The sequence below is a fragment of the Rhodococcus sp. RDE2 genome (genome assembly GCF_020885655.1).
Lineage (GTDB): Bacteria > Actinomycetota > Actinomycetes > Mycobacteriales > Mycobacteriaceae > Rhodococcus > Rhodococcus pyridinivorans.
The window spans coordinates 917,868-938,950 of the sequence record NZ_AP025186.1 but is presented as its reverse complement, the minus strand read 5'-3'; the positions used below and the strand labels follow the sequence as shown (position 1 = coordinate 938,950).

The 21,083-nt window shown below is 66.6% G+C and carries 24 protein-coding genes and 1 pseudogene; 14 read left to right on the top strand and 11 right to left on the bottom strand.

What is annotated here, in order from left to right; genetic code table 11:
• Positions 1-17: 17 nt before the first annotated feature.
• A complete protein-coding gene (locus tag LPH33_RS04500; protein WP_160873785.1) occupies positions 18-1,004 on the bottom strand; it encodes an LLM class F420-dependent oxidoreductase in 987 nt (328 codons plus the stop codon).
• Between the two features lie 165 nt (positions 1,005-1,169).
• Between LPH33_RS04500 and LPH33_RS04495 the strand changes: the two genes are divergently transcribed.
• Entirely contained in the window at positions 1,170-2,219 is a 1,050-nt protein-coding gene (locus LPH33_RS04495; RefSeq protein WP_229567262.1) for a patatin-like phospholipase family protein, read from the top strand.
• Positions 2,220-2,222: 3 nt separating this feature from the next.
• Here LPH33_RS04495 and LPH33_RS04490 read toward each other — a convergent pair whose 3' ends face one another.
• The 3 genes from LPH33_RS04490 to LPH33_RS04480 all read right to left on the bottom strand — a co-directional run bounded on the left by LPH33_RS04490 (position 2,223) and on the right by LPH33_RS04480 (position 5,583).
• Positions 2,223-3,503: an MFS transporter gene (locus tag LPH33_RS04490; RefSeq protein WP_229567259.1), complete on the bottom strand. Its 1,281-nt coding sequence runs from the start codon at positions 3,501-3,503 to the stop codon at positions 2,223-2,225.
• Between the two features lie 294 nt (positions 3,504-3,797).
• On the bottom strand, positions 3,798-4,172 hold the full coding sequence (trxA, locus tag LPH33_RS04485; protein WP_016691289.1) for a thioredoxin: 375 nt from the start codon (positions 4,170-4,172) through the stop codon (positions 3,798-3,800).
• A 31-nt stretch (positions 4,173-4,203) separates the two neighbouring features.
• Complete coding sequence (locus tag LPH33_RS04480) at positions 4,204-5,583, bottom strand: MBL fold metallo-hydrolase (RefSeq protein WP_064852757.1); 1,380 nt, start codon at positions 5,581-5,583, stop codon at positions 4,204-4,206.
• Positions 5,584-5,722: 139 nt separating this feature from the next.
• Between LPH33_RS04480 and LPH33_RS04475 the strand changes: the two are divergent.
• From LPH33_RS04475 to LPH33_RS04450, 6 genes and pseudogenes are all read left to right on the top strand, one after another.
• A pseudogene (locus LPH33_RS04475) lies at positions 5,723-5,989 on the top strand (metal-sensitive transcriptional regulator); the annotation flags it as partial.
• Between the two features lie 119 nt (positions 5,990-6,108).
• Positions 6,109-6,705, top strand: a complete 597-nt coding sequence (locus LPH33_RS04470) for a rhodanese-like domain-containing protein (RefSeq protein ID WP_064852759.1) — start codon at positions 6,109-6,111, stop codon at positions 6,703-6,705.
• A 2-nt stretch (positions 6,706-6,707) separates the two neighbouring features.
• Entirely contained in the window at positions 6,708-7,586 is an 879-nt protein-coding gene (locus LPH33_RS04465; RefSeq protein WP_229567258.1) for a sulfite exporter TauE/SafE family protein, read from the top strand.
• A 57-nt stretch (positions 7,587-7,643) separates the two neighbouring features.
• Positions 7,644-7,958 carry a rhodanese-like domain-containing protein gene (locus tag LPH33_RS04460; protein ID WP_064852828.1) on the top strand — a complete coding sequence of 105 codons (315 nt, stop codon included), beginning with the start codon at positions 7,644-7,646 and terminating at the stop codon, positions 7,956-7,958.
• A 79-nt stretch (positions 7,959-8,037) separates the two neighbouring features.
• Entirely contained in the window at positions 8,038-8,307 is a 270-nt protein-coding gene (locus LPH33_RS04455) for a metal-sensitive transcriptional regulator (protein ID WP_016695659.1), read from the top strand.
• A 32-nt stretch (positions 8,308-8,339) separates the two neighbouring features.
• On the top strand, positions 8,340-8,753 hold the full coding sequence (locus tag LPH33_RS04450) for a DUF302 domain-containing protein (RefSeq protein WP_016695660.1): 414 nt from the start codon (positions 8,340-8,342) through the stop codon (positions 8,751-8,753).
• Between the two features lie 54 nt (positions 8,754-8,807).
• Here the strand turns inward: LPH33_RS04450 and LPH33_RS04445 are convergent, their stop codons facing one another.
• Positions 8,808-10,034 carry an oxygenase MpaB family protein gene (locus tag LPH33_RS04445; RefSeq protein ID WP_229567256.1) on the bottom strand — a complete coding sequence of 409 codons (1,227 nt, stop codon included), beginning with the start codon at positions 10,032-10,034 and terminating at the stop codon, positions 8,808-8,810.
• A 289-nt stretch (positions 10,035-10,323) separates the two neighbouring features.
• Here LPH33_RS04445 and LPH33_RS04440 point away from each other — a divergent pair, with 289 nt between their 5' ends.
• On the top strand, positions 10,324-10,926 hold the full coding sequence (locus tag LPH33_RS04440; RefSeq protein ID WP_082937732.1) for a TetR/AcrR family transcriptional regulator: 603 nt from the start codon (positions 10,324-10,326) through the stop codon (positions 10,924-10,926).
• Here the strand turns inward: LPH33_RS04440 and LPH33_RS04435 are convergent.
• Both LPH33_RS04435 and LPH33_RS04430 read right to left on the bottom strand, forming a co-directional pair.
• Positions 10,908-11,402 (bottom strand): NUDIX domain-containing protein, encoded by a 495-nt coding sequence (locus LPH33_RS04435; RefSeq protein ID WP_088897872.1) that lies wholly within the window; start codon positions 11,400-11,402, stop codon positions 10,908-10,910. The two genes, LPH33_RS04440 and LPH33_RS04435, sit on opposite strands and share 19 nt — an antisense overlap.
• On the bottom strand, positions 11,402-12,043 hold the full coding sequence (locus LPH33_RS04430; protein ID WP_160873779.1) for a GyrI-like domain-containing protein: 642 nt from the start codon (positions 12,041-12,043) through the stop codon (positions 11,402-11,404). The genes LPH33_RS04435 and LPH33_RS04430 overlap by 1 nt, the downstream gene beginning before the upstream one ends.
• 102 nt (positions 12,044-12,145) lie before the next feature.
• On the opposite strand from LPH33_RS04430, the gene LPH33_RS04425 reads away from it, so the two are divergent.
• Positions 12,146-13,072: a sigma-70 family RNA polymerase sigma factor gene (locus tag LPH33_RS04425; RefSeq protein WP_016695665.1), complete on the top strand. Its 927-nt coding sequence runs from the start codon at positions 12,146-12,148 to the stop codon at positions 13,070-13,072.
• A gap of 3 nt (positions 13,073-13,075) precedes the next feature.
• On the opposite strand, the gene LPH33_RS04420 is transcribed toward LPH33_RS04425, so the two are convergent.
• Positions 13,076-13,660, bottom strand: coding sequence for a carboxymuconolactone decarboxylase family protein (locus LPH33_RS04420; RefSeq protein WP_229567255.1), 585 nt, complete (start codon positions 13,658-13,660; stop codon positions 13,076-13,078).
• Positions 13,661-13,772: 112 nt separating this feature from the next.
• Here LPH33_RS04420 and LPH33_RS04415 point away from each other — a divergent pair, with 112 nt between their 5' ends.
• The 3 genes from LPH33_RS04415 to thpD all read left to right on the top strand — a co-directional run bounded on the left by LPH33_RS04415 (position 13,773) and on the right by thpD (position 17,055).
• Positions 13,773-14,966 (top strand): pyridoxal phosphate-dependent aminotransferase, encoded by a 1,194-nt coding sequence (locus tag LPH33_RS04415; RefSeq protein ID WP_160873778.1) that lies wholly within the window; start codon positions 13,773-13,775, stop codon positions 14,964-14,966.
• A complete protein-coding gene (locus LPH33_RS04410) occupies positions 14,967-15,971 on the top strand; it encodes an AraC family transcriptional regulator (protein ID WP_026061800.1) in 1,005 nt (334 codons plus the stop codon).
• Between the two features lie 193 nt (positions 15,972-16,164).
• The gene (gene thpD / locus LPH33_RS04405) at positions 16,165-17,055 is read left to right on the top strand and encodes an ectoine hydroxylase (protein ID WP_016695669.1); all 891 of its coding nucleotides are present in this window, start codon (positions 16,165-16,167) and stop codon (positions 17,053-17,055) included.
• Between the two features lie 62 nt (positions 17,056-17,117).
• On the opposite strand, the gene LPH33_RS04400 is transcribed toward thpD, so the two are convergent.
• From LPH33_RS04400 to LPH33_RS04390, 3 genes are all read right to left on the bottom strand, one after another.
• On the bottom strand, positions 17,118-18,002 hold the full coding sequence (locus LPH33_RS04400) for a glycosyltransferase (protein ID WP_229567254.1): 885 nt from the start codon (positions 18,000-18,002) through the stop codon (positions 17,118-17,120).
• Positions 18,003-18,083: 81 nt separating this feature from the next.
• Positions 18,084-19,181 carry a 3-deoxy-7-phosphoheptulonate synthase gene (locus LPH33_RS04395; RefSeq protein ID WP_160873775.1) on the bottom strand — a complete coding sequence of 366 codons (1,098 nt, stop codon included), beginning with the start codon at positions 19,179-19,181 and terminating at the stop codon, positions 18,084-18,086.
• Positions 19,182-19,415: 234 nt separating this feature from the next.
• On the bottom strand, positions 19,416-20,027 hold the full coding sequence (locus tag LPH33_RS04390) for an acetate uptake transporter (protein ID WP_229567252.1): 612 nt from the start codon (positions 20,025-20,027) through the stop codon (positions 19,416-19,418).
• A 162-nt stretch (positions 20,028-20,189) separates the two neighbouring features.
• Between LPH33_RS04390 and LPH33_RS04385 the strand changes: the two genes are divergently transcribed.
• Complete coding sequence (locus LPH33_RS04385; RefSeq protein ID WP_229567250.1) at positions 20,190-20,594, top strand: SRPBCC family protein; 405 nt, start codon at positions 20,190-20,192, stop codon at positions 20,592-20,594.
• A 23-nt stretch (positions 20,595-20,617) separates the two neighbouring features.
• Positions 20,618-21,079 carry a PPOX class F420-dependent oxidoreductase gene (locus tag LPH33_RS04380; RefSeq protein WP_229567249.1) on the top strand — a complete coding sequence of 154 codons (462 nt, stop codon included), beginning with the start codon at positions 20,618-20,620 and terminating at the stop codon, positions 21,077-21,079.
• The last annotated feature ends 4 nt before the right edge of the window (positions 21,080-21,083 follow it).

The following is a 21,083-nucleotide window of genomic DNA, read 5'->3' as shown; positions in this document are numbered from 1 at the left end:
CTCAGGGGCAGTGGGCATCACGCGAGGTGCGGGAGCACTTCCTTCTCGAGCAGTTCCAGCCCCGAGGTGTCGTAGGCGGCTTCGGGAACGTAGAAGATCGCGTACTCGAGCCCCTGCTTCTTCAGCGCGGTGAGGTTCTCGACGATCTGCTCGGGGGTGCCGACGGCGGGCATCCCCCGGAAGGCATCGAGCGCCCCGTCGGCCTTCTCCGCTCCGACGATCGGTTCGAGACGGGCCCGCAGTGCCTCGAGCCGGTCCTGCACCTCGGCTTCGGTGCGGCCGATCGCCACGTTGTAGTTGGCCGATCGCACGATGGCGTCGAAGTCGGTGCCGACCTCGGCGCAGCGCTCGCGCAGGATCTCCGACTTGCGCGCGAACCCTTCGGGTGTGCCGTCGAAGTTGGTGTACTGCGCGTACTTCGCGGCGATCTTCAGGGTCACCTTCTCGCCGCCGCCGGCGATCCACAGCGGAATACCGCCGTCCTGCAGCGGAAGCGGACGGACGATGGCTCCGTCGACGGTGTAATGCCTACCCGAGAACGTCGCGGAACCCGTGGTCCACGCCTGTCGGAAGATCTGCACGCCCTCGTCGAGTCGGCGCAGCCGCTCACCCGGCGACGGGAATCCGTAACCGTATGCGCGCCATTCGTGTTCGTACCATCCGCCACCGATCCCCATCTCGATGCGCCCACCGGAGATGATGTCGGCGGTGGCCGCGACCTTCGCGAGATAGGCGGGGTTGCGGTAGGCCATGGCGGTACACATCTGGCCGATGCGCACGCGCTCGGTGACGGCGGCGAAGGCCGACACGAGGCTCCATGCCTCGTGGGTGGCCTCGTCGGTGGGTTCAGGGACGGTGTGGAAGTGGTCGTACACCCAGATCGACTCCCACGGGCCGCGATCGGCGCGGACCGCTAGGTCGCGCATCACCTGCCACTGATCGGAGGGCTCGATGCCGACGAGGTCCAGGCGCCAACCCTGGGGAACGAACAGTCCGAAACGCATGCGGCTCCTTCGCTGATAGGTACGGGGCGCGATGTCGTCCATCCACCCACAGGCTCCAGTGTGCAGTGCGACCGCCGAACATTCTTCCGAACTCCGGCGCTGTGCGCGACACGACGACTGCGCTCCCGTCGGATATCGGTGAGGGTGCTGCGTACCATCGGACCCATGGCCGGACGGACACGCGTGGCACTCGCCCTCGGCAGTGGCGGTGCCCGCGGATACGCCCATATCGGCGCCATCCGGGCGATCGAGGAACGTGGCCTCGAAATTGTCGGAGTCTCAGGCGCTTCGATGGGCGCGCTGGTCGGTGGCGTCTACGCGGCAGGCGCGATGGACCCGTACACCGAATGGGCCACGGGTCTGTCCCAGATGGATGTGGTGCGCCTTCTCGACCTGTCGGTCTCGGCCCCCGGCGCGATCCGCGCCGAACGAATCCTGTCCAAGATGCGGGAGATCCTCGGCGATGCGGTGATCGAGGAACTCCCGATTCCGTTCACCGCAGTAGCCACCGACCTCGCAGCAGGTCGCGCCGTCTGGTTCCAGCGAGGTCCCGTCCACGCTGCGATCCGGGCGTCCATCGCGATACCCGGTGTCATCACGCCGGTGATACTCAATGGCCGCGTCCTCACCGACGGCGGCACCCTGTCGCCCCTACCGATCGCACCGACGGTCGGCATGCCCGCCGACCTCACGATCGGAGTCAGCCTCGGTGGGGAGGAGCAGGGCTCGGCACGATCACCCGAGAACGCCAGCTCCGAGGCACGGCCCATCGAGGAATGGAAGGCACGTTTCCGGCGCAGCGCCAACCAGATGCTCGACACCGACATCGTGCGGTCGGTGGTCAACCGGTTCTCGACCAATGCGGCGAACGACGAGCCGCCGGAGGAGGACACCGAGGACACTGGCGACGTCGACGCCGACGATGCGCTCATCCCGAAGTTCGGACGCGTCGCGGTGATGAACCGGTCGCTCGACATCATGCAGTCGGCGCTGTCCCGGTTCCAGCTGGCGGCCTATCCGCCCGACATCCTCGTGGAGGTCCCGCGCACCGCGTGCCGAAGTCTCGACTTCCACAAGGCGGCCGAGATGATCGCGCTGGGGCGCGCAGTCGCCGAGGACGCCCTCGATCGTGCCGGTATCGCGGCCTCCGCCCCCACCGGTCCGGGGCCCGAGATCTCTGTCGACTCGTCACCGGACGAGCCCGGCTCGCCTTGACTGCTACCGAGCAGCGGCGACCGGCCGGTGTGTTTCGTACATCCGGAGAGCGACGATCAGCGCGGAGGTTGCGCTGACGGCCGCAGCGACTCCGACGGCGGCGTGCAGACCCATCAGGTCGGCGACGATCCCGCCGAGGACTGCCCCGACCGCGTAGCCGAGATCGCGCCAGACGCGGTAGACGCCGACGGCCCTGCCTCGCCAGACCGGGTGGGCGACGTCGCCGATCACGGCCAGCAGGGCGGGATAGACCATGGCGGTGCCCGCGCCCAGCAGTACGGTGCCGGTCGCCCAGCCCGCGAATGCGTCGCTCAGCGCGATGACCGCCAGGGCGGCGGCCTGTGCGGCCATTCCCGCGGTGATCAGGTGCTTCCGGCCGATCCGGTCCGAAAAGGCTCCGGTGACCAATTGTCCCGCGCCCCACACTCCTGGATAAAGGGCGAACAGCAGGCCGATCTGTGCAACGGCGAGATCCGCGGTGGCGAACAACAGGGGAACAATCCCCCTTGAGAGACCGAAATTGAGGTTGTTGACCAGTCCCGCCTGACTCGCCGAGGACAGAGCGGGTTCCCGAAGACTGGTCTGGGCCAAGATCTCACGGTCGGTCAGGTCGGCGTGAAGGTGATCGTGGATCCCGTCGGCGCGGGCCACATGTTGCCCGGCGTCGAGCAGTGCGTGATCCCGAGTTTCCTTCACGAAGAAACCCGACAACACCAACGCCAGGGCTGTGTACGCGAGCCCCAACAGGAAGGGTGCCGGGCGCAGACCGAATTGCTCGGCCAGGTGACCGGCGAACAGTGATGTCACGGCGACAGCGCCGTAACCTGCAGCTTCGTTGAGTCCCATGGCCAGACCGCGCCGGGCCGGACCGACCAGATCGATCTTCATCACCACGGTCGTCGACCAGGTGAGCCCCTGGTTGATACCCAACAGTACGTTCGCGGCTACCACCCACCACCAGTCGGTGGCGAGAATCAGCATGAGAGGTACCGGCAGGGCGAACAACCATCCCACCAGCAGCACGGGTTTGCGTCCGTAGCGGTCGGAGAAGGTCCCGGCAAAGTAGTTCGCGGCGGCCTTGGTGATCCCGAAGGCGGTCACGTAGGTGAAAATGAATGTGTAACCGCTCAGCCCGAATTCGTTCTCGGCAAGCAGCGGCAGCACGGCCTGTTGCTGACCGACCATGCCTCCCACCAGGGCGTTGACCACCACCAACAGGGTGAACTGCGCGGCGTTGGCCCGCAGGCCCAGCACCGGAGGCCGGGGCGTGGCCCTGGGGCTCACGTCCCGGCCTCCGGGTCGGGGCCGACGGCTACGGCCGGTTCCGGTTCGGACACCGTCTCCATGGTTGTGACCGAGGTCAGCGACGGAAGAGCGAACGCACGCTTCGACGCTCGGCGCGGGCCGGGACGGTGTCCTGACCGCAGGTGCAGCGATCGGCGGCGGGCACGGAACGCAAGACGGCGTCGACATGCTGTCCGCATCCGCCCCATCCGGTCTTTCCGCAGTTCGGGCAGGCGACGGGGTAACACATGAGAGTCCTCCTCGATGAGAGTTCGCTACGGACCCGGCGAAGGGTCAGGAGCGGGAGGCTGCGCGTTGTTCGGCAACCTGGTCGTGGATCTCGGTCATATCGAGGGCCTCGATCCGGGTGATCAGGTCCTCGAGAGCCGGTGCCGGCAACGCGCCGGGCTGTGAGTAGACGAGCACACCTTCTCGGAATGCCATGATCGTCGGAATCGAGCGGATGTTCGCCATGGCGGCGAGCTGCTGCTCGGCCTCGGTGTCGACCTTGGCATGCACGATCTCGGGGTGTACCTGCGACGACTTGTCGAAGACCGGGGCGAAGGCACGGCACGGGCCGCACCACGACGCCCAGAAGTCGACGAGCACGATATCGTTGCCGACGATGGTGGATTCGAAGTCCGCCATCGTGAGGTTCTTCGTCGTCATCGTTTCCGTTCCTTTCTCCGGGCCGGAATGATCAGGCAGGGACGTGAGATTCGGCCCACGCGTTGTAGCCGCCGAGCAGGTCCGTGACGTTCTCGAAGCCCTGGGCCCGCAGCAGCGAAGCCGCCACGCTCGAACGCCATCCACCGGCACAGTGCACCACGATCGGCTTGCCGGCGGGAACCTGATCCAGACGGGCCCGCAACTGCGCCAACGGGATCGGCACCGCGCCCGGGATCGTCCCGAACTCGCGCTCACCGGGGTTGCGGATGTCGACGAGGGTGACCGCGTCGGCGGCGAGCAAGCGGTCGAGTTCCTCGACGGTCGTCCGGGGTGCGGCCTCGATCAGGCCGGCCAGCTCCGCGGGGAAGGTCCCGTCCCGATCGACGTTCAGATAGCCTGCGGCACCGTCGGATCCGATTCGCGCCAGGCGCACCGCGGCGTCCTGCTCGTCACCGGGATAGGTGATCAGCACGATCTTCTCGCCGACCTCGGCGACCATGCCGCCGGTCTCGGCGAAACGCCCGTCGAACCCGACGTTGACCGATCCGCGCAGATGCCCAGCGGCGAAATCGTCGACGCTTCTCGCATCGAGAACACGCGTGCCGGCCTCGAGTTCGGCCTTCACCTGCTCGGGGTTCAGCTCGGGAATGGTGCGGTCCTGCAGCAGAAGCGGGTGCATCCGCTTGTTCATCGCGGCGTCGACCGAGAAGTACGACGGGGCGGCCGGCTGCCCTTCGGTGACCAGGGCGACGAAGTCGTCCTCGCTCATCGGTTGCACGGACGGATTCGTGGCGCGCTGCTCCCCGATGGTCGAGGTGAGTTCGGTCGACAGGTTCTTTCCGCACGACGAACCGGCGCCGTGAGCGGGCATGACGACGACCTCGTCGGGCAGCGTCAGCAACTTCTCGTGCACGGTGTGGTACATGGCCCGCGCCAGATCGCTGGTCGAGCCGTCTCCGAGGTTGACCAGGTCGGGACGGCCGACGTCGCCGATGAACAGGGAGTCGCCGGTGAGCACCGCGGTCGGGACGGCGCCGGGGTGTTCGCGCACCAACACCGAGATCGATTCCCAGGTGTGGCCCGGGGTGGACAGGATTTCGAGTTCGACCTCGCCGAGGGAGAGCTTCTCGCCGTCGCTCAGCCGGCGGATCGGGTAGTCGGTCTCGGCGGCTTCACCGAATCCGATCCACGCACCTGTGGCGTCGACCAGTTCGAGGTGGCCGGAGACGAAGTCGGCGTGGAAGTGGGTGTTGATCACACCTTCGATGGTCAGCCCGTACTTCTTTGCGTCGGACAGGTATTCGGTGATGTCGCGGCGGGGGTCGACCACGACCGCCCTGCCGGTGCTCTCGTCGCCGATGAGGTAGGACGCGTGGGAGAGGCACTCGATGTAGTACTGCTCGAGAATCATGGATTCCTCCGTTGCTGGATCCGGGTGATGTTCCGGCGATGTAGACATCGTGGCATATACCCCCTAGGGTATGTCAAGTACCCCCTGGGGTATCCGGGTTCGATTTCCCGGCAGCGCAGGATCGAGCAGGGAGTTACCGATGGAGAATCCGGAAGCCGATACCGCCGCCCTGCGACGCCTGCGCCGAGCACAAGGCCAGCTCACCGCGGTTATCACGATGCTCGAAACCGACCGCGATCTGCGCGAGGTGGTCATCCAGCTCGCAGCGACATCCCACGCGCTGCATCGCGCCGGATTCAAGATCATCTCGGACCGGCTCCGCCGATGCATCCTCGACGAACAGGACGCCGCCTGCGACGACCGCATCACCGAGAAGGAACTCGAGGAGTTGTTCCTCGGCCTCGCCCGAGTTCACACGACAACACTCCTTGTGTATACCCCTGGGGGTATGTGTACGATAGTCGAAGAATACCCCCTGGGGCACTTCTATCAGCCCCATCCGATTCCCCGATCGAAAGGCCATTCATGATCGAGTCTGCTGTCACCGTCGACCCGAACTCCTTGCACGCGTCGATCGACTCCGGCAAGAACGTACGGATCATCGACGTCCGCACTCCGGGCGAGTTCGAATCCGTGCACATTCCCGGCGCCTACAACGTCCCCCTGGACCTGCTGCGCGAGCACCGCGACGAGTTCTGTGCCCATTTCGACGAGAACGTCGTGCTGGTATGCAGATCCGGACAGCGTGCCGGTCAAGCCGAAGAGACCCTGCGCGGGGCAGGATTGTTCAACCTCCACATCCTCGCCGGCGGCATGCTCGGCTGGGAATCGGCCGGCCTGCCCGTCAACCGCGGCGCCGAACGCTGGGATCTCGAACGCCAGGTCCGGCTCGTCGCCGGTTCGCTCGTGCTGAGCTCGGTTCTCGGCAGCATCGCCGTGCCGAAGCTCAAGTGGCTCGCCGCCGGAATCGGCGGTGGGTTGACCTTCGCCGCACTGTCGAACACCTGCGCGATGGGCATGCTGCTGTCCAAGCTGCCCTACAACCGCGGCGCCTCGTGTGATGCCCAGAGCATCGTCGCGCAGCTGGTCCGGTCGAATACAGAACGCGCCGAGAGGAACTGATCATGATCGCGTTGACCGTAGCTCTGGCAGTCCTCGTCGGTGTCACCCTCGGACTGCTCGGTGGCGGAGGCTCGATTCTCACCGTCCCGCTACTCGCTTACGTCGCAGGCATGGACGCCAAGGAAGCGATTGCCACTTCGCTGCTGGTCGTGGGTGTCACCAGCGCGGTCGGCGCGATCTCCCACGCACGCGCCGGCCGCGTGCAGTGGCGCACCGGAATCCTGTTCGGCCTGGCAGGCATGGTCGGCGCCTACGGCGGTGGTCTGCTCTCACGCTTCATCCCCGGCACCGTCCTGCTGCTCGGCTTCGCCGTGATGATGATCGCCACGGCGATCGCCATGCTCCGCGGCCGCAAGAACAAAGCCGCGGCCGACGAGGGCGAGCGCGCGATGCCCGTCGGCAAGATCCTGCTCGACGGTGTGGTCGTCGGTCTGGTCACCGGCCTCGTCGGCGCCGGCGGCGGCTTCCTCGTCGTCCCGGCTCTGGCACTGCTCGGCGGCCTGCCGATGCCGGTCGCCGTCGGTACCTCGCTGATCGTGATCGCCATGAAGTCCTTCGCCGGACTCGGCGGCTACCTGTCCACAGTGCAGATCGACTGGCGTCTGGCGGCGATGGTCACCGGTGCCGCCGTCGTGGGCAGCGTCATCGGCGGCCGCCTGACCTCACTGGTCGATCCGGACACCCTGCGCAAGAGCTTCGGCTGGTTCGTCCTGATCATGTCCTCCGTCATCCTCGCCCAGGAGATCCACCCCGGTGTCGGCATCGCCGCGGCGGCACTCACCGTCGTTGCCGCCGGCGCTACCTATGCCTGCAACCGCAGGGAGCACTGCCCGCTGCAACGACTCGGAGGACGCCCTCGCGCCGCCGTGGCGGCGGGCTGAGCGGAAGAGTCGGAAGTACTCACCCATTCTCGACAGACCCGAACCGAGGAGTTCACCATGCACGAAGTCGACACTGCCGCTCTGATCCAGGCGTGGGAGTCCGGAGCTCCGGTGCTCGATGTCCGCGAGGACTACGAGTACATCCAGGGCCACGTTCCCGGCGCCCAATTGATCCCCCTCCCCGAACTGTCCGCCCGTGTGAGCGAGGTATCTCCGGGAGAGACCGTCTACGTCATCTGCGCATCGGGAAACCGGAGCAAGCGCGGAGCCGAGATCCTCGAATCGGCCGGACGGCCCGCGGTATCCGTTGCCGGCGGGACGAGAGCGTGGGTGACTGCGGGCCGAGAGGTCCGGCGCGGCCCCACCGCCTGAGCATCGGTCGCACAACTCACACTCCGACCAGATACCCCCGGGGGTACACTGGTCTACAAAACTAGGAAAGGACGCCTCCATGGTCGGCGACGAAGACAGCATCGCACTGGTACTCAACCGGCTGCGCCGCGCACAGGGTCAGCTCGGCGGAGTGATCGCGATGATCGAACAGGGTCGTGACTGCAAGGATGTCGTAACCCAGCTCGCCGCGGTCTCCCGCGCTCTGGACCGCGCCGGATTCAAGATTGTGGCGAGCGGTTTGCGGGAATGCCTCACCGAGACGGCCCAGGACGGCAAGGAGCCGATGACCGAGGCCGAACTCGAGAAGCTCTTCCTCGCCCTGGCTTGACACCTCCCCATCCGAGAGAAAGCAGGACACCCATGACACTCGCACTCTCGACCACCCTGCATACCTCGTTCGACGATGCGGTCGAACGCACCCGCAAGGCACTGGCCGGGCAGGGATTCGGCATTCTCACCGAGATCGACATGAAGGCCACCCTGAAGGCCAAGCTCGGTGAGGAGCTGGAGGATTACATGATCCTCGGTGCATGCAATCCGCCGCTCGCCCACCGGGCGGTGACGGTCGATCGGCAGATCGGGCTCTTGCTCCCCTGCAACGTCGTGGTCCGCACCGACCCCGAGGATCCCGACACCGTGGTGGTCGACGCGATGAACCCACAGATGATGGTGCAGGTCGCCGATCAGCCGGGACTCGCGGAGGTCGCCGACGACGCCACCACCGCTTTGCAGGCCGCCATCGATTCCTTGAAGGCGGATACGGCACAGAACTGAAGCGACACCACGAGGGCCGGCACAGCGACTGTGCCGGCCCTCGCCCCGAACGGGTCAGGGATAGTTGGGATTGTTGTATTCGGGGATCTCGATGCTGATCGGGCGCAGTTCCGACATGTACAGCAGGACGAACTGGCGCAGCAGTTCGTCGAACGTCCAGTAGGCATCCGGCGCCAGCGGAAGCGGCAGCAGGCCTTCGCGTACCGCGATGAACGGGCCCCACGCGACGTCGAGCAGTGTGCCCCAGACGGGTTCGCGTGGAATGTTGAGCCAGTCGGCGATCTCGTCGCCGAGCGCGAACCGTGTCAGCGCCCCGAGGATGGGGCGGGTCAGGAGCGTGAAGTCGAGACCCTTACCGAGGTCGAGCAGCATATCGGCGAGCTTCACACCCTCGGGCGTGGGCGCGAGGATCGGATCGAGCGCTTCCTGCGCCTGGGATTCGGCGTCGTCCCAGGTGGCCGGGATGTACTGATCCTCGATACCGAGCATGTGCGCGCTGACCTGCCACGAGTGCAGGAATCCGTCGGCCTCCGCAGCCGGGATCGGAACCTTCCACTCCTTCAACGTGCGCATCACGCTGGTGGGCAGGCTGTGCCAGGTGACCATCATGTCGTGCTGGCTGATCGGCACATCCTCGGGCGCCATGTTGGACCAGTGCGACGATTGCGGGAGCAGATGGCGCACGGCGGCATGGACGAGCCTGGTCTTGACGGACGTGACGATCATTTCACCGTCGCCCAGATACGCATTGCGAGAACCGATGTCGTAGCCCAATTTTGCGGTCTTCGAGATGCGGCCCTTCATGTTCGCGCCGCCCTTGGAGTAGTAGACGGCCAGCGCCTCTTTCGGGATGACCGTGCTCATCATCCCGCTCACGAATCCGTACAGCACACCGAGGTACAGCCCGCGCTTCTCGTTGAAGCGGACGGCCGTCTCGAGTTTCGCCGGATCGGCCCAGGTCGGAAGCTGCCGGGCGTGTTCCATGAAGTCGCGCAGGTCGTTCGGAAGCCCTTCGGGCAGCGGCTGGGAGTTCTTCTTCCAGGTGCGCAGCAGCTCGTTGACCCTCGGTACGTCGCCGCGCTCGAGCAACGAGGCGACGAGCGGGTCGGCCTCGTTGTCCCATACCTGTCGCGGATCGGCACCGCTCCCCGTACCCGGTATCGATCCTGCGGGCGACCACCTCCAGGGTCGGGCCTGTGCCGGTGTCGCCACCGCGAACGCGCCCAGTGCACCGAGGAGGCCACCGGTTTTCAGAACGTCGCGCCTGCTCGGATTATCCATACTGTCACTCCCCTACGACTCGTGGATGTAGCAATGAAACATCTGGAGTTTCTCTGTAACATGGAACCACACCGTGGCTCGGGTCACGATGAATCGTGAAATGTCACTGCTCGGCATGGTCGGCGACAGGACCGGAACGGTAAACTCTGGCCTTCGAGGAGGACATGTGGATTCTGCGTCGCCGATTTCCCGAGCGGTCTCACCCGCCTCCCCACCGCCCCCTGCCGAATCGACATCGTTGCTGGAACGTGCTTTTCAGGACGCACTTCTCTTTCCGGACGAATCCGTCATGGGTATCGAGATCGACGAAACTCGTGTGCGTCTGCTCGATGCCGCCTACGACCAGTTCTGCCGGACCGGCATCCAACGCTCCTCGATGGAGGAGATCGCCCGCCGCGCGAAGCTGTCGCGAATCACCCTGTACCGCAAGTTCGAATCGAAGGATGCCCTCGTCGACGAGGTCATCATGCGCGAGTTCCGCCGCTACTTCCTGCGTTTCCTCGAGGACATCGCCCAGGCCGACACCGTGGCCGACCGCGTGGTCCTCGGATTCGTCAGCGCGCTGCGCGTCATCCGCACGAACAGACTGATCGGCAATCTGCTCGAGACCGAACCGGGGCTGTTCGCCGGCGCGATCGGTGGCGACGACGGAACGATGCTCGCCGCCGTCCGCCGGTTCGTCGCGGGGCAGTTGCAGCGCGAACAACGCGCCGGAACGGTCGCTGCCGACCTGAACACCGACCTGGTGGCAGAGATGCTCGTCCGTATGTCGGCGTCGTTCCTCACCACGCCGAGCCAGGTCGTCGACATCGACGACGACGAGGCCCTCGCGTCGATCGCCCGGCAGTTCCTCGTTCCGATGGTGCTGCCGGACTACGGCTCGACGCGGTAGTACCGGCCTTCGTCGTCCAATCGCGCACGCAGCGCTTCCAATACCTGCCGCTGCCCCTTGTGCAGCTTCGTCTCGGCGTCCGCGGCGACGACCCACCGGGCATCGTCGACCTCCGGGATCGTGATCCGCTTACCGGACTTCGGCGGCCATTCGACCTCGCACGTGTTGCTTTCGACGAACTGCAACTCGTCCGTCGTCTCTCCCGCGTAGATGCTGACGATCTTGCCGGACGACTGCCGGTAGCGACCGAGCAACGACAGCGGTACGTCCGGCGGTTCGATCCCGCATTCCTCGGTGAACTCGCGCAGGGCGACCTCCCGGGGATCCTCCTCCGGGTCGTACTCCCCCTTCGGCACCGACCAGGCCGCTTCGTCCTTCCCCTTCCAGAACGGACCACCGGGGTGGACGAGCCACACGCTGAGCAGACCGGTCTCGTCGATGCGGTAGAACAGCAGACCTGCACTGGTGGCGGCCATCATCGCTCCTGTATACCTGCGACAGGTTGACGCAGAATCGTTTTCAGTTTCTCGGGGGCCGTGCGGCGAGGGTCGGACAGGTAGATCTCGTGGTGGTCGCCGGCGAATGCCAACCCTCGTTCGGGCATCACCTGCGTGTGCAGGCGCTGCAGGACGGGGCCCTCGTCGTCGTACGGTCCGATGTGCAGGATCTGCAGCGCCCTGCCCTCCGTCAGCCGGAACGGCCGCACACGCGACAGGGACGGGAGCGGCTTCTTCTTCGCGCGGGCCTTGTCGCCCGCCGCTGCGATCGCGTCGTCCACCATGTCGTCGGTGATCCAGGGCGGCTGCGCGATGAGCATGCGCCACGACCAGGAGTCCTTGTCCCGCGTGAGAAAGGTGCTCATGTCCTCGCTCCACCACAGACCTTCGAGGGGCCCGACGACGAAATCCCGGCCGAGTTCCTTCTCGGAGGTGAACTTCAGGGTGTACGCCACCGAGTAGAGGGCCTCGACGGCGTCGGCGTACTCGTCGGAACCGTTCGGATCGCTCTTGCCGTCGACGGCGAGGTAACCGAACTCGGGGACGTGCACCTCGGTGAAATCCTCGGTCGAGCAGGTGTACAGCTCACGGTGCTCACGCTTGATGTCGTATTTGCCCACGGCGCCCCTTCCGTTCGAGGACGAGAATAGGCGTCCGGCGGCATCCGTACGGGCGATCCACACCCCTTCGCCCCGCGGCCGTTTGCGTCTAGCATCGTCCCCATGCTCGACGAGAGCACCCAGAAGACGTTCGAGGAGAACCGCACCCACCTGCTGTCGGTGGCGTACCGCCTCACCGGGAGCATCGCCGACGCCGAGGACGCCGTGCAGGACGCATGGCTGCGACTTGCGGGCGCGGATGTCTCCGAGGTGCGCGACCTGCGTGCCTGGCTGACGACGGTCGTGGGACGGTTGTGCCTCGACAGATTGCGCTCGGCCGCGGTGCGCCGCGAGACCTATGTGGGCCAGTGGCTGCCCGAACCGATCGTCGCGCCCCTCGGTTCCCCTGCTCCCCCGGATCCGCTCGACGAGATCGTGCGCGATGAGGACAACCGCCTCGCGGCCCTGGTCGTCCTCGACAATCTGACACCGGCCCAGCGCGTCGCGTTCGTGCTCCACGACGCGTTCGACATCCCGTTCGACGACATCGCCCGGATCCTCGACGTCGCCACCCCGACCGCCCGCCAGCTGGCTTCCCGCGCCCGCCGGACGGTCTCGGCCGTTCCACCGCCGAGTTCACCGGCCGAACACGAGGAGGCCGTCGGGCGACTCGTCGCGGCGTTCGCGGGCGCCGACCTCGACGCCGTCGTCGCCGCGCTCCATCCCGACGCCCGCATGATCGGGGACGCCGGCGGCACGACGCGCACCGCGCTGAACGTCGTGGTCGGCGCCGAGAAGGTCGCGCGGTTCATCCTCGGACTGCTGCGGCTCTACGGTGCCGAGGCGTTGACGGCCTTCGAACCGGTCCTCGTCAACGGCGAGCTGGGTCTGTTGAACCGCGGTCGCCCGGCCGAGGACGGTCGGCCGGGCTTTCCTCCGCGCGTGACGGCGTGGACCGTGCGGGACGGACGGATCTGGGCGGCCTACGACATCGCGAACCCCGAGAAGCTCAGACGCGGAGTCCTTCTGCCCGACGGCATCTTCGACTAGGCGTCATGCGTTCCCGGCTTCGTCGGCCCACGGCACCCGGCAGGCGTCTGTGCTGAATCCCTGATCGTGGATGCCCAGCGCCGAGTTCATGCGCGCACGCATGTTCTCGAGCGCGATCTGATAGGTGAGTTCGACGACGCCCGCCGGCCCGAAACGACGTTCGAGGTCGGCGACCTGTTCGTCGGTGACCTCCTTCGCCACGTCGCCGGTCATCGCGTCGGCGTACGCGATCGCGGCCTTCTCGTCGTCGCTGTAGAGATCGGAGGTCTCGTACTCGGCGATGTGGGCGAGTCGTTCGGTGTCGAGTCCGTCCAGCCGCTGGAGCATCGTGCCGAAGTCGATGCACCACGAGCATCCGACGGTCCACGCCACGCGGTAGACCGCGATCTCCCGGACCGCGGCGGGCAGGACCGTGGCGGCGCGTTGGGCGAGCATCTCGTGGACTCCGCTCGTACGCATCAACCTCGGATGGTGCGCCGTCACCGCGAAGGGTTCGGGGACCGAACCGAACCTGCGGCGGGCGAGCGCATACATCGCACGGGTCATCGGACCGGTGCGGTCGGGAGCGACGGCTTCGAGGCGTGCCATGACGGTGTCCTTCCGGTGCGACCGACGGATACTCCGCCGGTTCGAGGTGGCCTACATCATGGAGACGAGGCAGGCCGCACGGATGTGACACCGCGGGCGCTACGCTGCAGGAATGGCTGATTCGACGACTTCGGGACGAGTTCGTACGGTCTCCCGGCTACGACCGTTCGCCTCGACGATCTTCGCCGAGATGACCGAACTCGCCGTGCGGCACGGCGCGATCAACCTCGGGCAGGGCTTTCCCGACGTCGACGGCCCACCCGCCATGCTCGAGATCGCCCGCAACGCGATCGCCGAGGGGGTCAACCAGTACCCGCCCGGGTCCGGCATGCCGGTCCTGCGCGAGGCCGTCGCCGCCGACCGCGCCGCGCGGTACGGCCTGCACCACGACCCCGAGTCCGAGGTGCTCGTCACCGTCGGCGCCACCGAGGCGATCAGCGCCGCGATCCTCGGGCTCGTCGAACCCGGCGAGGAGGTGCTCCTCACGGAGCCGTACTACGACTCGTACGCGGCGTCGGTGGCGCTCGCCGGCGCGACGCGCCGGACCGTGCCGCTGACCCGTTCCGGGAACGGTTTCGTGCTCGACGTCGACGCCCTGCGCGCCGCCGTCACCGAGCGGACACGGATGCTGGTCGTCAACAGTCCGCACAATCCCACCGGCACCGTCTACGACCGCGAAGCGCTGACCGCCCTGGCCGAGCTCGCCTGCGAACGCGACCTGCTGGTGCTGTCCGACGAGGTGTACGAGCATCTGGTCTTCGACGGCCGTACGCACATCCCGCTCGCATCGTTGCCCGGCATGGCCGAACGGACGATCACGGTCTCGAGTGCCGCCAAGACCTTCAACGTCACCGGATGGAAGATCGGGTGGGCGATGGGCCCGCGCGAACTGATCGACGGGGTGCGCGCCGCGAAACAGTTCATGACGTTCGTCGGTGGAGCGCCGTTCCAACCGGCGGTCGCACATGCGTTGACGCACGAACAGGACTGGATCGCGTCGATGCGTGCCGACCTCGAACGCAAGCGAACCTTCCTGTCCCACGCACTCTCCGAGGCAGGCCTGAAGGTGTTCGACTCCGCCGGAACGTATTTCGTGTGTGCCGATCTGACACCGCTCGGCCGGACCGACGCGGTGGCCTTCTGCCGGGAGCTTCCGGGCCGCATCGGGGTGGCCGCGGTACCGGTGAGCGTCTTCGTGGACGACATCGCGTCGTGGAATCATCTGGTGCGCTTCGCATTCTGCAAGCGGGACGAGGTGCTCACCGAAGCGGTGGCACGTCTGAACGGATTGCAGGAGGCACGCTAGATGTTGCGACCGACCATCCCGTCGGACTTCGTGTCCCGAGCGGTACGGGTGGGAGCCGAGGAGGGCATCGATCTGCAACCGGCCCTCGAGGCAGCGCGCATCAGCCGCGCGGTCCTCACCCATCCCCATGCGCGGCTCACGCCCGCCCAGGTCAGTCGCTTCACCCAGGTGGTCTGGCAGATCACCGACGACGAACTCTTCGGCATCGCAGAAGCTCCCGTGCCCCGCGGCACCTTCCGGGTGATGTGCCTGACCCTCATCCATCGGCCCGATCTCGATCACGCTCTGCAACGGATGATCGAGGTGAACCATGTCATCCGGTCACTGCCGCAACTGAGCCTGACCCCGGGTGCGTCCACCACCTTCCTGGAGGTGGAACTGCCGGAGGTCGTGGACGACAAGACCCGCGTGGTGGTGGATTTCCTTCTCATGCTGCTGCACCGCTTCGCCGCGTGGCTGGTGGGCGGGCGCGTCCCCCTCGAATCGGTCTTCCTGCCGTACACCGAACCCGATCCCGTCCTGGCCCGCAGTTACGACGCGATCTTCGGTGTGCCGGTGACCTTCGGCGCGGGACGGGCCGCACTCGAGATCGACAATGCCGCGCTGAAGTCGCCGCTCGTGCAGACCGAGGAATCGCTCGAGGAGTACCTGCGCGATTCCCCGAATCTCATTCTCTCCGAACGTGAGTACGAGTCGACGGTATCGTCCCAGGTGCGGCGGATCTTCGAGTCGGGCATCGAAGGCCGGACGGCGACCGCCGAGGACATCGCCGGCAGGCTCGCGGTGAGCCCTCCCCATCTGCGCCGGCTGCTCCGTCAGGAGGGGACGTCGCTGGGGCAGTTGCGCGAGGAGGTCCTCCGCGACCTCGCGATCGCGGGGCTGAGACGTGGTGAGGCGGTCGACGATCTGTCGTCCCGGCTCGGCTTCTCCGAGCCGAGCGCCTTCCGCCGGGCGTTCAAGAGATGGACCGGAAACACCCCTCGCGCATACCGAGAACACCGCTGACGCTCACGACTGCCAACCGTCGCGACCCCGCCGGGTACCCGCCCGGTTCCGGAACAAAACTCGATTCGACCAGGAGTTTTGAGCGAGGACCCGGGCATGCGGACATGCCGGGGTCCGGCTTGCATTCCGGCATTTTCAATGGGAACGTCGGAAGCGAACCGTCATCGACTTTCGAGAGGGTGATCTACGAGCTATGCGCACGATCGTTCGCGACGACTATCCGACCCGCGGTCGCACCGCCTGCGAGTCCGTCGAGAGGAAGGATCCCGTCGTCTGGGGTTCGGCCGACGGCGGGCCGCTCGACGCCGAGGCCGTGTCCGGATACGACCGCCGCGGGTTCCACACCGCCGAAGGACTTCTCGCCGCACACGATGTGGGAAACCTTCTGGAGGAGACCGCACGACTCGGCCGGGAGCTCGGTGACGACGACCGTGTGGTCCGCGAACAGGGCAGCGGCGATGTCCGCTCGGTCTTCGACGTGCACCGGCTCAGCGATCTCGTGGACTCCATCATCCGCAGGCCCGAGATCGTCGGTATCGCACGGCAACTGCTGGGATCCGATGTGTACGTCCACCAGTCGCGGCTCAACGTCAAGCCCGGCTTCCGCGGCGGCCCGTTCTACTGGCATTCGGACTTCGAGACGTGGCACGCCGAGGACGGTATGCCCAAGCCGCGTGCCCTGAGCATCTCGATCGCTCTGACCGAGAACTACGGCTACAACGGCGGTTTGATGATCATGCCGGGTTCGCACAGGACGTACGTCTCGTGCGCGGGCGAGACGCCCGAGGACTACTACCGCGAGTCGCTGGTCACCCATGTTCCGCCGACGGGTTCGCCCGACGAGGACACCCTCACCCGGCTGGCGGCCGAGCACGGCATCGCGACGTTCACCGGCCCGGCGGGCTCGGCGACGGTCTTCGATTCGAACTGCATGCACGGTTCGAACGGGAACATCACGCCGTTCCCGCGTTCGAACCTGTTCGTGGTGTTCAACAGCGTCGAGAACACGCTTGTCGAACCGTTCGCCGCGTCGAAGCCGCGTCCGTCCTATCTGGGCAGCCGCGACTTCACGCCCCTGACGTGACATGAGGTGAGCACTTCCCACGGCTGTGGCCGGGACGCCCCGTGGCGTCCCGGCCGCCGTCGTCACGGAGATGTCGTGCGTTCCTGCATGTCGATCGGCATGGCACGTCCGCGTGAGCCGAAGATCGCGCGCCGGAGGGTGAACCTGCCCAGCTCGCGATCGTAGGGCCGGTATGCCGCATATACGATCACGTGGAGACGCGACTGCAGACGGATGAGTTTGCGGATCTGCGGCGTGAGCCTGCCGTGCAGTTCGAAAGTGTCGATGCCCGACCGGATGTAGGCCTCGTACTCGCTCGGCGGTGTATAGGCCCGGCGCGGCGACACGTCGGCGAACAGTTCGGTGAGCTGGGCGATCTCGATGTCCGCTTCGCGGAGACACAGTGCGAGGTCGATGTCCTCGTGGATCTTCGGGTCGGTACTGACGGCGTCGCGGACCTGCTCCCACGCGGACCGACGCAGTGCCATGTTCGCGCCGTGCAGGTTGTCGATCCGCCGTTCCCCACCGAATGTTCCTTGCGCCACCCGCTTGTCGATGTACCACTGCTTGAGCCTGCGGTAGGGGGAATCGTAAGAGTTGCTGAGTCCGCTGATCGCTCCCACCTCCGCGGTGTCGTCGCGGGCGAAGAAGCTGCGGACGGTGTGCGCCCAGCCGGGACGAACCCGCGTGTCCGCATCGATCCGTCCGATGAGATCTCCCGTGGCCGCGTCCAATCCGGCATTACGCGCGAATCCGACACCCGGCCGTGACTCGACGATCCGTCGCACGAGGGGCTTGCCGGCGGCGATGGCTTCGACGATCTGCGCCGTGCGATCGGTCGAATTGTTGTCCACGACCAGGATTTCGTGGATCTCCGACTTCTGGGCGAGCAGCGCCGCGAGGCATTGCGCGATGTAACGCTCCTCGTTGTGGGCCGGCACGACGATCGACAACCTGTTCGTAGCCATGGAAACGACGCTACCGGACCGACGAGGGCCGGCGGTTCGCCATCGCTGACGACTCCGCCGGCCCTTCGCGCCGCAGACGGTTCAGCCGCGACGGGTGCGCACGGCCTGCGCGAGGCGGTCGAGCTGCGCGGCGGTGGTGTCCCAGTCGATGCACGCGTCGGTGATCGACTTGCCGTAGTCGAGCTTGTCGGCCTCGCCGAGGGTCAGGTCCTGACGTCCCGCCTCGATGAAGCTCTCGAGCATCAGTCCGACGATGCCCTTCTCGCCGGCCTCGATGCGCTCGGCGACATCGGTGACGACGTCGACCTGCTTGTTGTGGTCCTTGCGGCTGTTGCCGTGGCTCGCGTCGATGACGACACGCTCGGGCAGACCGGCCTTGCGCAGGCGGGCCATCGTGTCGGCCACGGTCTCGGCGTCGTAGTTCGGTCCCGCGCTACCACCGCGCAGGATGACGTGGCAGTCCGGGTTGCCGACGGTCTCGATGAGCGCAGCCTGACCGTCGAGGTCGGTGCCGGGGAAGACGTGGCTGGCCGCTGCGGCACGGGTGCCGTCGACCGCGACCTGCACGTCACCTTCGGTGGAGTTCTTGATGCCGACGGGCATGGACAGCGCGCTGCACAGCTGGCGGTGGACCTGACTCGCGGCGGTGCGGGCGCCGATGGCTCCGTAGGTGACCAGGTCGGCGTAGTACTGGGGAAGGATCGGATCGAGGAACTCGCAGCCGACGGGCAGGCCGAGACCGGAGACGTCGAGCAGCAGCTTGCGGCCGATGCGCAGGCCGGTGTTGATGTCGAAGGTGCCGTCGAGGTGCGGGTCGTTGAGCAGGCCCTTCCATCCGAGCGTGGTGCGCGGCTTCTCGAAGTACACGCGCATCACGACGTGCAGGTCGTCGCGCAATTCCTCGGCCTTGGCGGCCAGGCGGCGCGCGTAGTCCATCGCGGCGGCGGGGTCGTGCACGGAGCAGGGGCCGACCACGACGACGAGGCGGTCGTCGGCTCCGTTGAGGATGTCGACGGTGCCGGCGCGACCCGAGCGGACGGTCGCTGCGACGACGGCGTCGGGTGCGTACTCGGCACGGATCTCGGAGGGTGCGACGAGGGGGCTGACCTTGACGGTGCGCTGTTCGTCGAGATTCGACGTGGAGATTCCGCTGGTCGCGGTTCCGGTGCTGGGGCTCATCGATGGTTCCTGTTCTCGGTGGTGCGGATTCCGACCCGAGAGAACCTGAGATTCCGACGAGCCGGTCTGGATCCGGCTCGTAGGTGAAGAAGTCAGCGCGTGGTCACGCCGACCGACCCACCCCGGGCCGACCTGCTAAACCAGAAATATGCACGCTGCATAGCTCCGGACTGTACCAGGACGGCCGATGCGCCTGTCAAACCACCCCCGGTGTGGGGACGAAGAGGCGCCTCGTCAGCGTGGGCCCGTGGGCAGGACGACACGCCCGAAGGTCGTGCTCAGCACTCCGGCAGCGGAGGTGTACCAGGCACCGGCGGCAGCGGCGAGTCCGAAATAGCCACCGACCCTCGTCAGACCGGTCTGCTCCAGCAGCGCTCCGAGGGTGAGGAAGACGAAGGCGGCGAGGAGCACCGAGAAGGTGACGAAGAGGGCTGCGCTGATCCGGGTACTGGCGAACCACATGTAGACGGTGAAGATGGTCCAGGCCAGCAGGAAGATGCCCACCCCGACGTGCCGCTCGGCACCCATCTCCTCGGCGGTGTAGGTGACCAGATACCAGAAGCTCAGCCAGAACGCCCCGTACGAGCTGAACGCCGTCGCCCCGAAGACGTTGCCCTTCAGAAACTCCCACATTCCGGCGGCGAGCTGTGTGAGGCCGCCGTAGAACAATGCCACCCCGAAGACGGCGGCTTCCGCCTCCACCGAGACGAACCCGGCGTTGGCGCAGGACAGGATGAACGTCGTGAGGGCGAAGGCTGCCAGACCCAAGGGTCCGGGGTCGGCGATGTGGGCGCCTCTGTGAACGGGGACCGCGATTTCGTTGGGGTCGTCTTCGGTGTACGACATCCGCCGGCTTCCTTCACGGGAGAAGTGCCCGACGCAGGCTCCCGGGCTCCTTCGGATGGTTCGAACACTTCCAGTGTGCGCCTCGGCAACCGGTGTGCGTGCGGCAAACGGGAAGCCGATTTCCGGGGGCGATCGAGCTTTCGAACTTCTAATGTGGCGAGCATGAGCACGCATGTCGTCCGCAGCCGCCATGTCTCTCGGGTCGTCCGATGCCCACCGCGCCGGGTCTACGAGTTCGCCGCGGATCCCGACAACCTGCCGAAGTGGGCGGCCGGTCTGGCGCGGAGCGAGGTGCGGCGGGTCGGCGACACCCTCGTCGCGGAGTCCCCGATGGGCAAGGTCACCGTCCGGTTCGTCGGCACCAACGACCACGGGGTGCTCGACCACGAGGTGACACTGCCGTCGGGGACGACGGTGTACAACCCGATGCGGGTACTCCCCCACCCGGACGGTGCCGAGGTCGTCTTCACCGTCCGGCAGATCGAACTGACCGACGACGAGTTCGACCGCGACACGCGCATGGTGGAAGAGGACCTCGCGCGACTCGCGGCGCTCCTCGAGTCGTGACCCTTCGGAACAGGAGAACGTGAATGGCCCGCAAGATCGCCACCAACACCGCAGTCGGCCTGGAGGAACTGCTGGACTTCGTCCGGCCCCGGCACCGGATGATCCTCATGACGCAGCGCGACGACGGCACACCGCAGGCCTCCCCCGTCACCGGTGGCGTCGACGACAGCGGCCGCATCGTGATCGCGACGTATCCCCGGCGCGCCAAGACCCGCAACGCCCGCAGCCGGCCGGAGGTCGGTGTCGTCGTGCTGTCCGACGACTGGAACGACGCGTGGGTGCAGGTCGACGGAACCGCGGAGGTGGTCGATGCCCACGACGACGTCGAACCGTTCGTCGAGTACTTCCGCAACATCGCCGGTGAACATTCGGACTGGGACGAGTACCGGCAGGCCATGCGTGATCAGGGCAAGTCGCTGATCCGGATCACCCCGACCCGCTGGGGTCCGGTGGCCACGGGAGGCTTCCCGCCCGAACTGGCGTAGACAC

Excerpts from the sequence above, each read along its gene's own strand:
- LPH33_RS04500 (WP_160873785.1), bottom strand. The coding sequence starts at position 1,004 with ATGCGTTTCGGACTGTTCGTTCCCCAGGGTTGGCGCCTGGACCTCGTC.
- LPH33_RS04495 (WP_229567262.1), top strand. The coding sequence starts at position 1,170 with ATGGCCGGACGGACACGCGTGGCACTCGCCCTCGGCAGTGGCGGTGCC.
- trxA (WP_016691289.1), bottom strand. The coding sequence starts at position 4,172 with ATGACGACGAAGAACCTCACGATGGCGGACTTCGAATCCACCATCGTC.
- LPH33_RS04480 (WP_064852757.1), bottom strand. The coding sequence starts at position 5,583 with ATGATTCTCGAGCAGTACTACATCGAGTGCCTCTCCCACGCGTCCTAC.
- LPH33_RS04470 (WP_064852759.1), top strand. The coding sequence starts at position 6,109 with ATGATCGAGTCTGCTGTCACCGTCGACCCGAACTCCTTGCACGCGTCG.
- LPH33_RS04465 (WP_229567258.1), top strand. The coding sequence starts at position 6,708 with ATGATCGCGTTGACCGTAGCTCTGGCAGTCCTCGTCGGTGTCACCCTC.
- LPH33_RS04460 (WP_064852828.1), top strand. The coding sequence starts at position 7,644 with ATGCACGAAGTCGACACTGCCGCTCTGATCCAGGCGTGGGAGTCCGGA.
- LPH33_RS04455 (WP_016695659.1), top strand. The coding sequence starts at position 8,038 with ATGGTCGGCGACGAAGACAGCATCGCACTGGTACTCAACCGGCTGCGC.
- LPH33_RS04450 (WP_016695660.1), top strand. The coding sequence starts at position 8,340 with ATGACACTCGCACTCTCGACCACCCTGCATACCTCGTTCGACGATGCG.
- LPH33_RS04445 (WP_229567256.1), bottom strand. The coding sequence starts at position 10,034 with ATGGATAATCCGAGCAGGCGCGACGTTCTGAAAACCGGTGGCCTCCTC.
- LPH33_RS04440 (WP_082937732.1), top strand. The coding sequence starts at position 10,324 with ATGGGTATCGAGATCGACGAAACTCGTGTGCGTCTGCTCGATGCCGCC.
- LPH33_RS04435 (WP_088897872.1), bottom strand. The coding sequence starts at position 11,402 with ATGGCCGCCACCAGTGCAGGTCTGCTGTTCTACCGCATCGACGAGACC.
- LPH33_RS04425 (WP_016695665.1), top strand. The coding sequence starts at position 12,146 with ATGCTCGACGAGAGCACCCAGAAGACGTTCGAGGAGAACCGCACCCAC.
- LPH33_RS04420 (WP_229567255.1), bottom strand. The coding sequence starts at position 13,660 with ATGGCACGCCTCGAAGCCGTCGCTCCCGACCGCACCGGTCCGATGACC.
- LPH33_RS04415 (WP_160873778.1), top strand. The coding sequence starts at position 13,773 with ATGGCTGATTCGACGACTTCGGGACGAGTTCGTACGGTCTCCCGGCTA.
- LPH33_RS04410 (WP_026061800.1), top strand. The coding sequence starts at position 14,967 with ATGTTGCGACCGACCATCCCGTCGGACTTCGTGTCCCGAGCGGTACGG.
- thpD (WP_016695669.1), top strand. The coding sequence starts at position 16,165 with ATGCGCACGATCGTTCGCGACGACTATCCGACCCGCGGTCGCACCGCC.
- LPH33_RS04400 (WP_229567254.1), bottom strand. The coding sequence starts at position 18,002 with ATGGCTACGAACAGGTTGTCGATCGTCGTGCCGGCCCACAACGAGGAG.
- LPH33_RS04395 (WP_160873775.1), bottom strand. The coding sequence starts at position 19,181 with ATGAGCCCCAGCACCGGAACCGCGACCAGCGGAATCTCCACGTCGAAT.
- LPH33_RS04390 (WP_229567252.1), bottom strand. The coding sequence starts at position 20,027 with ATGTCGTACACCGAAGACGACCCCAACGAAATCGCGGTCCCCGTTCAC.
- LPH33_RS04385 (WP_229567250.1), top strand. The coding sequence starts at position 20,190 with ATGAGCACGCATGTCGTCCGCAGCCGCCATGTCTCTCGGGTCGTCCGA.
- LPH33_RS04380 (WP_229567249.1), top strand. The coding sequence starts at position 20,618 with ATGGCCCGCAAGATCGCCACCAACACCGCAGTCGGCCTGGAGGAACTG.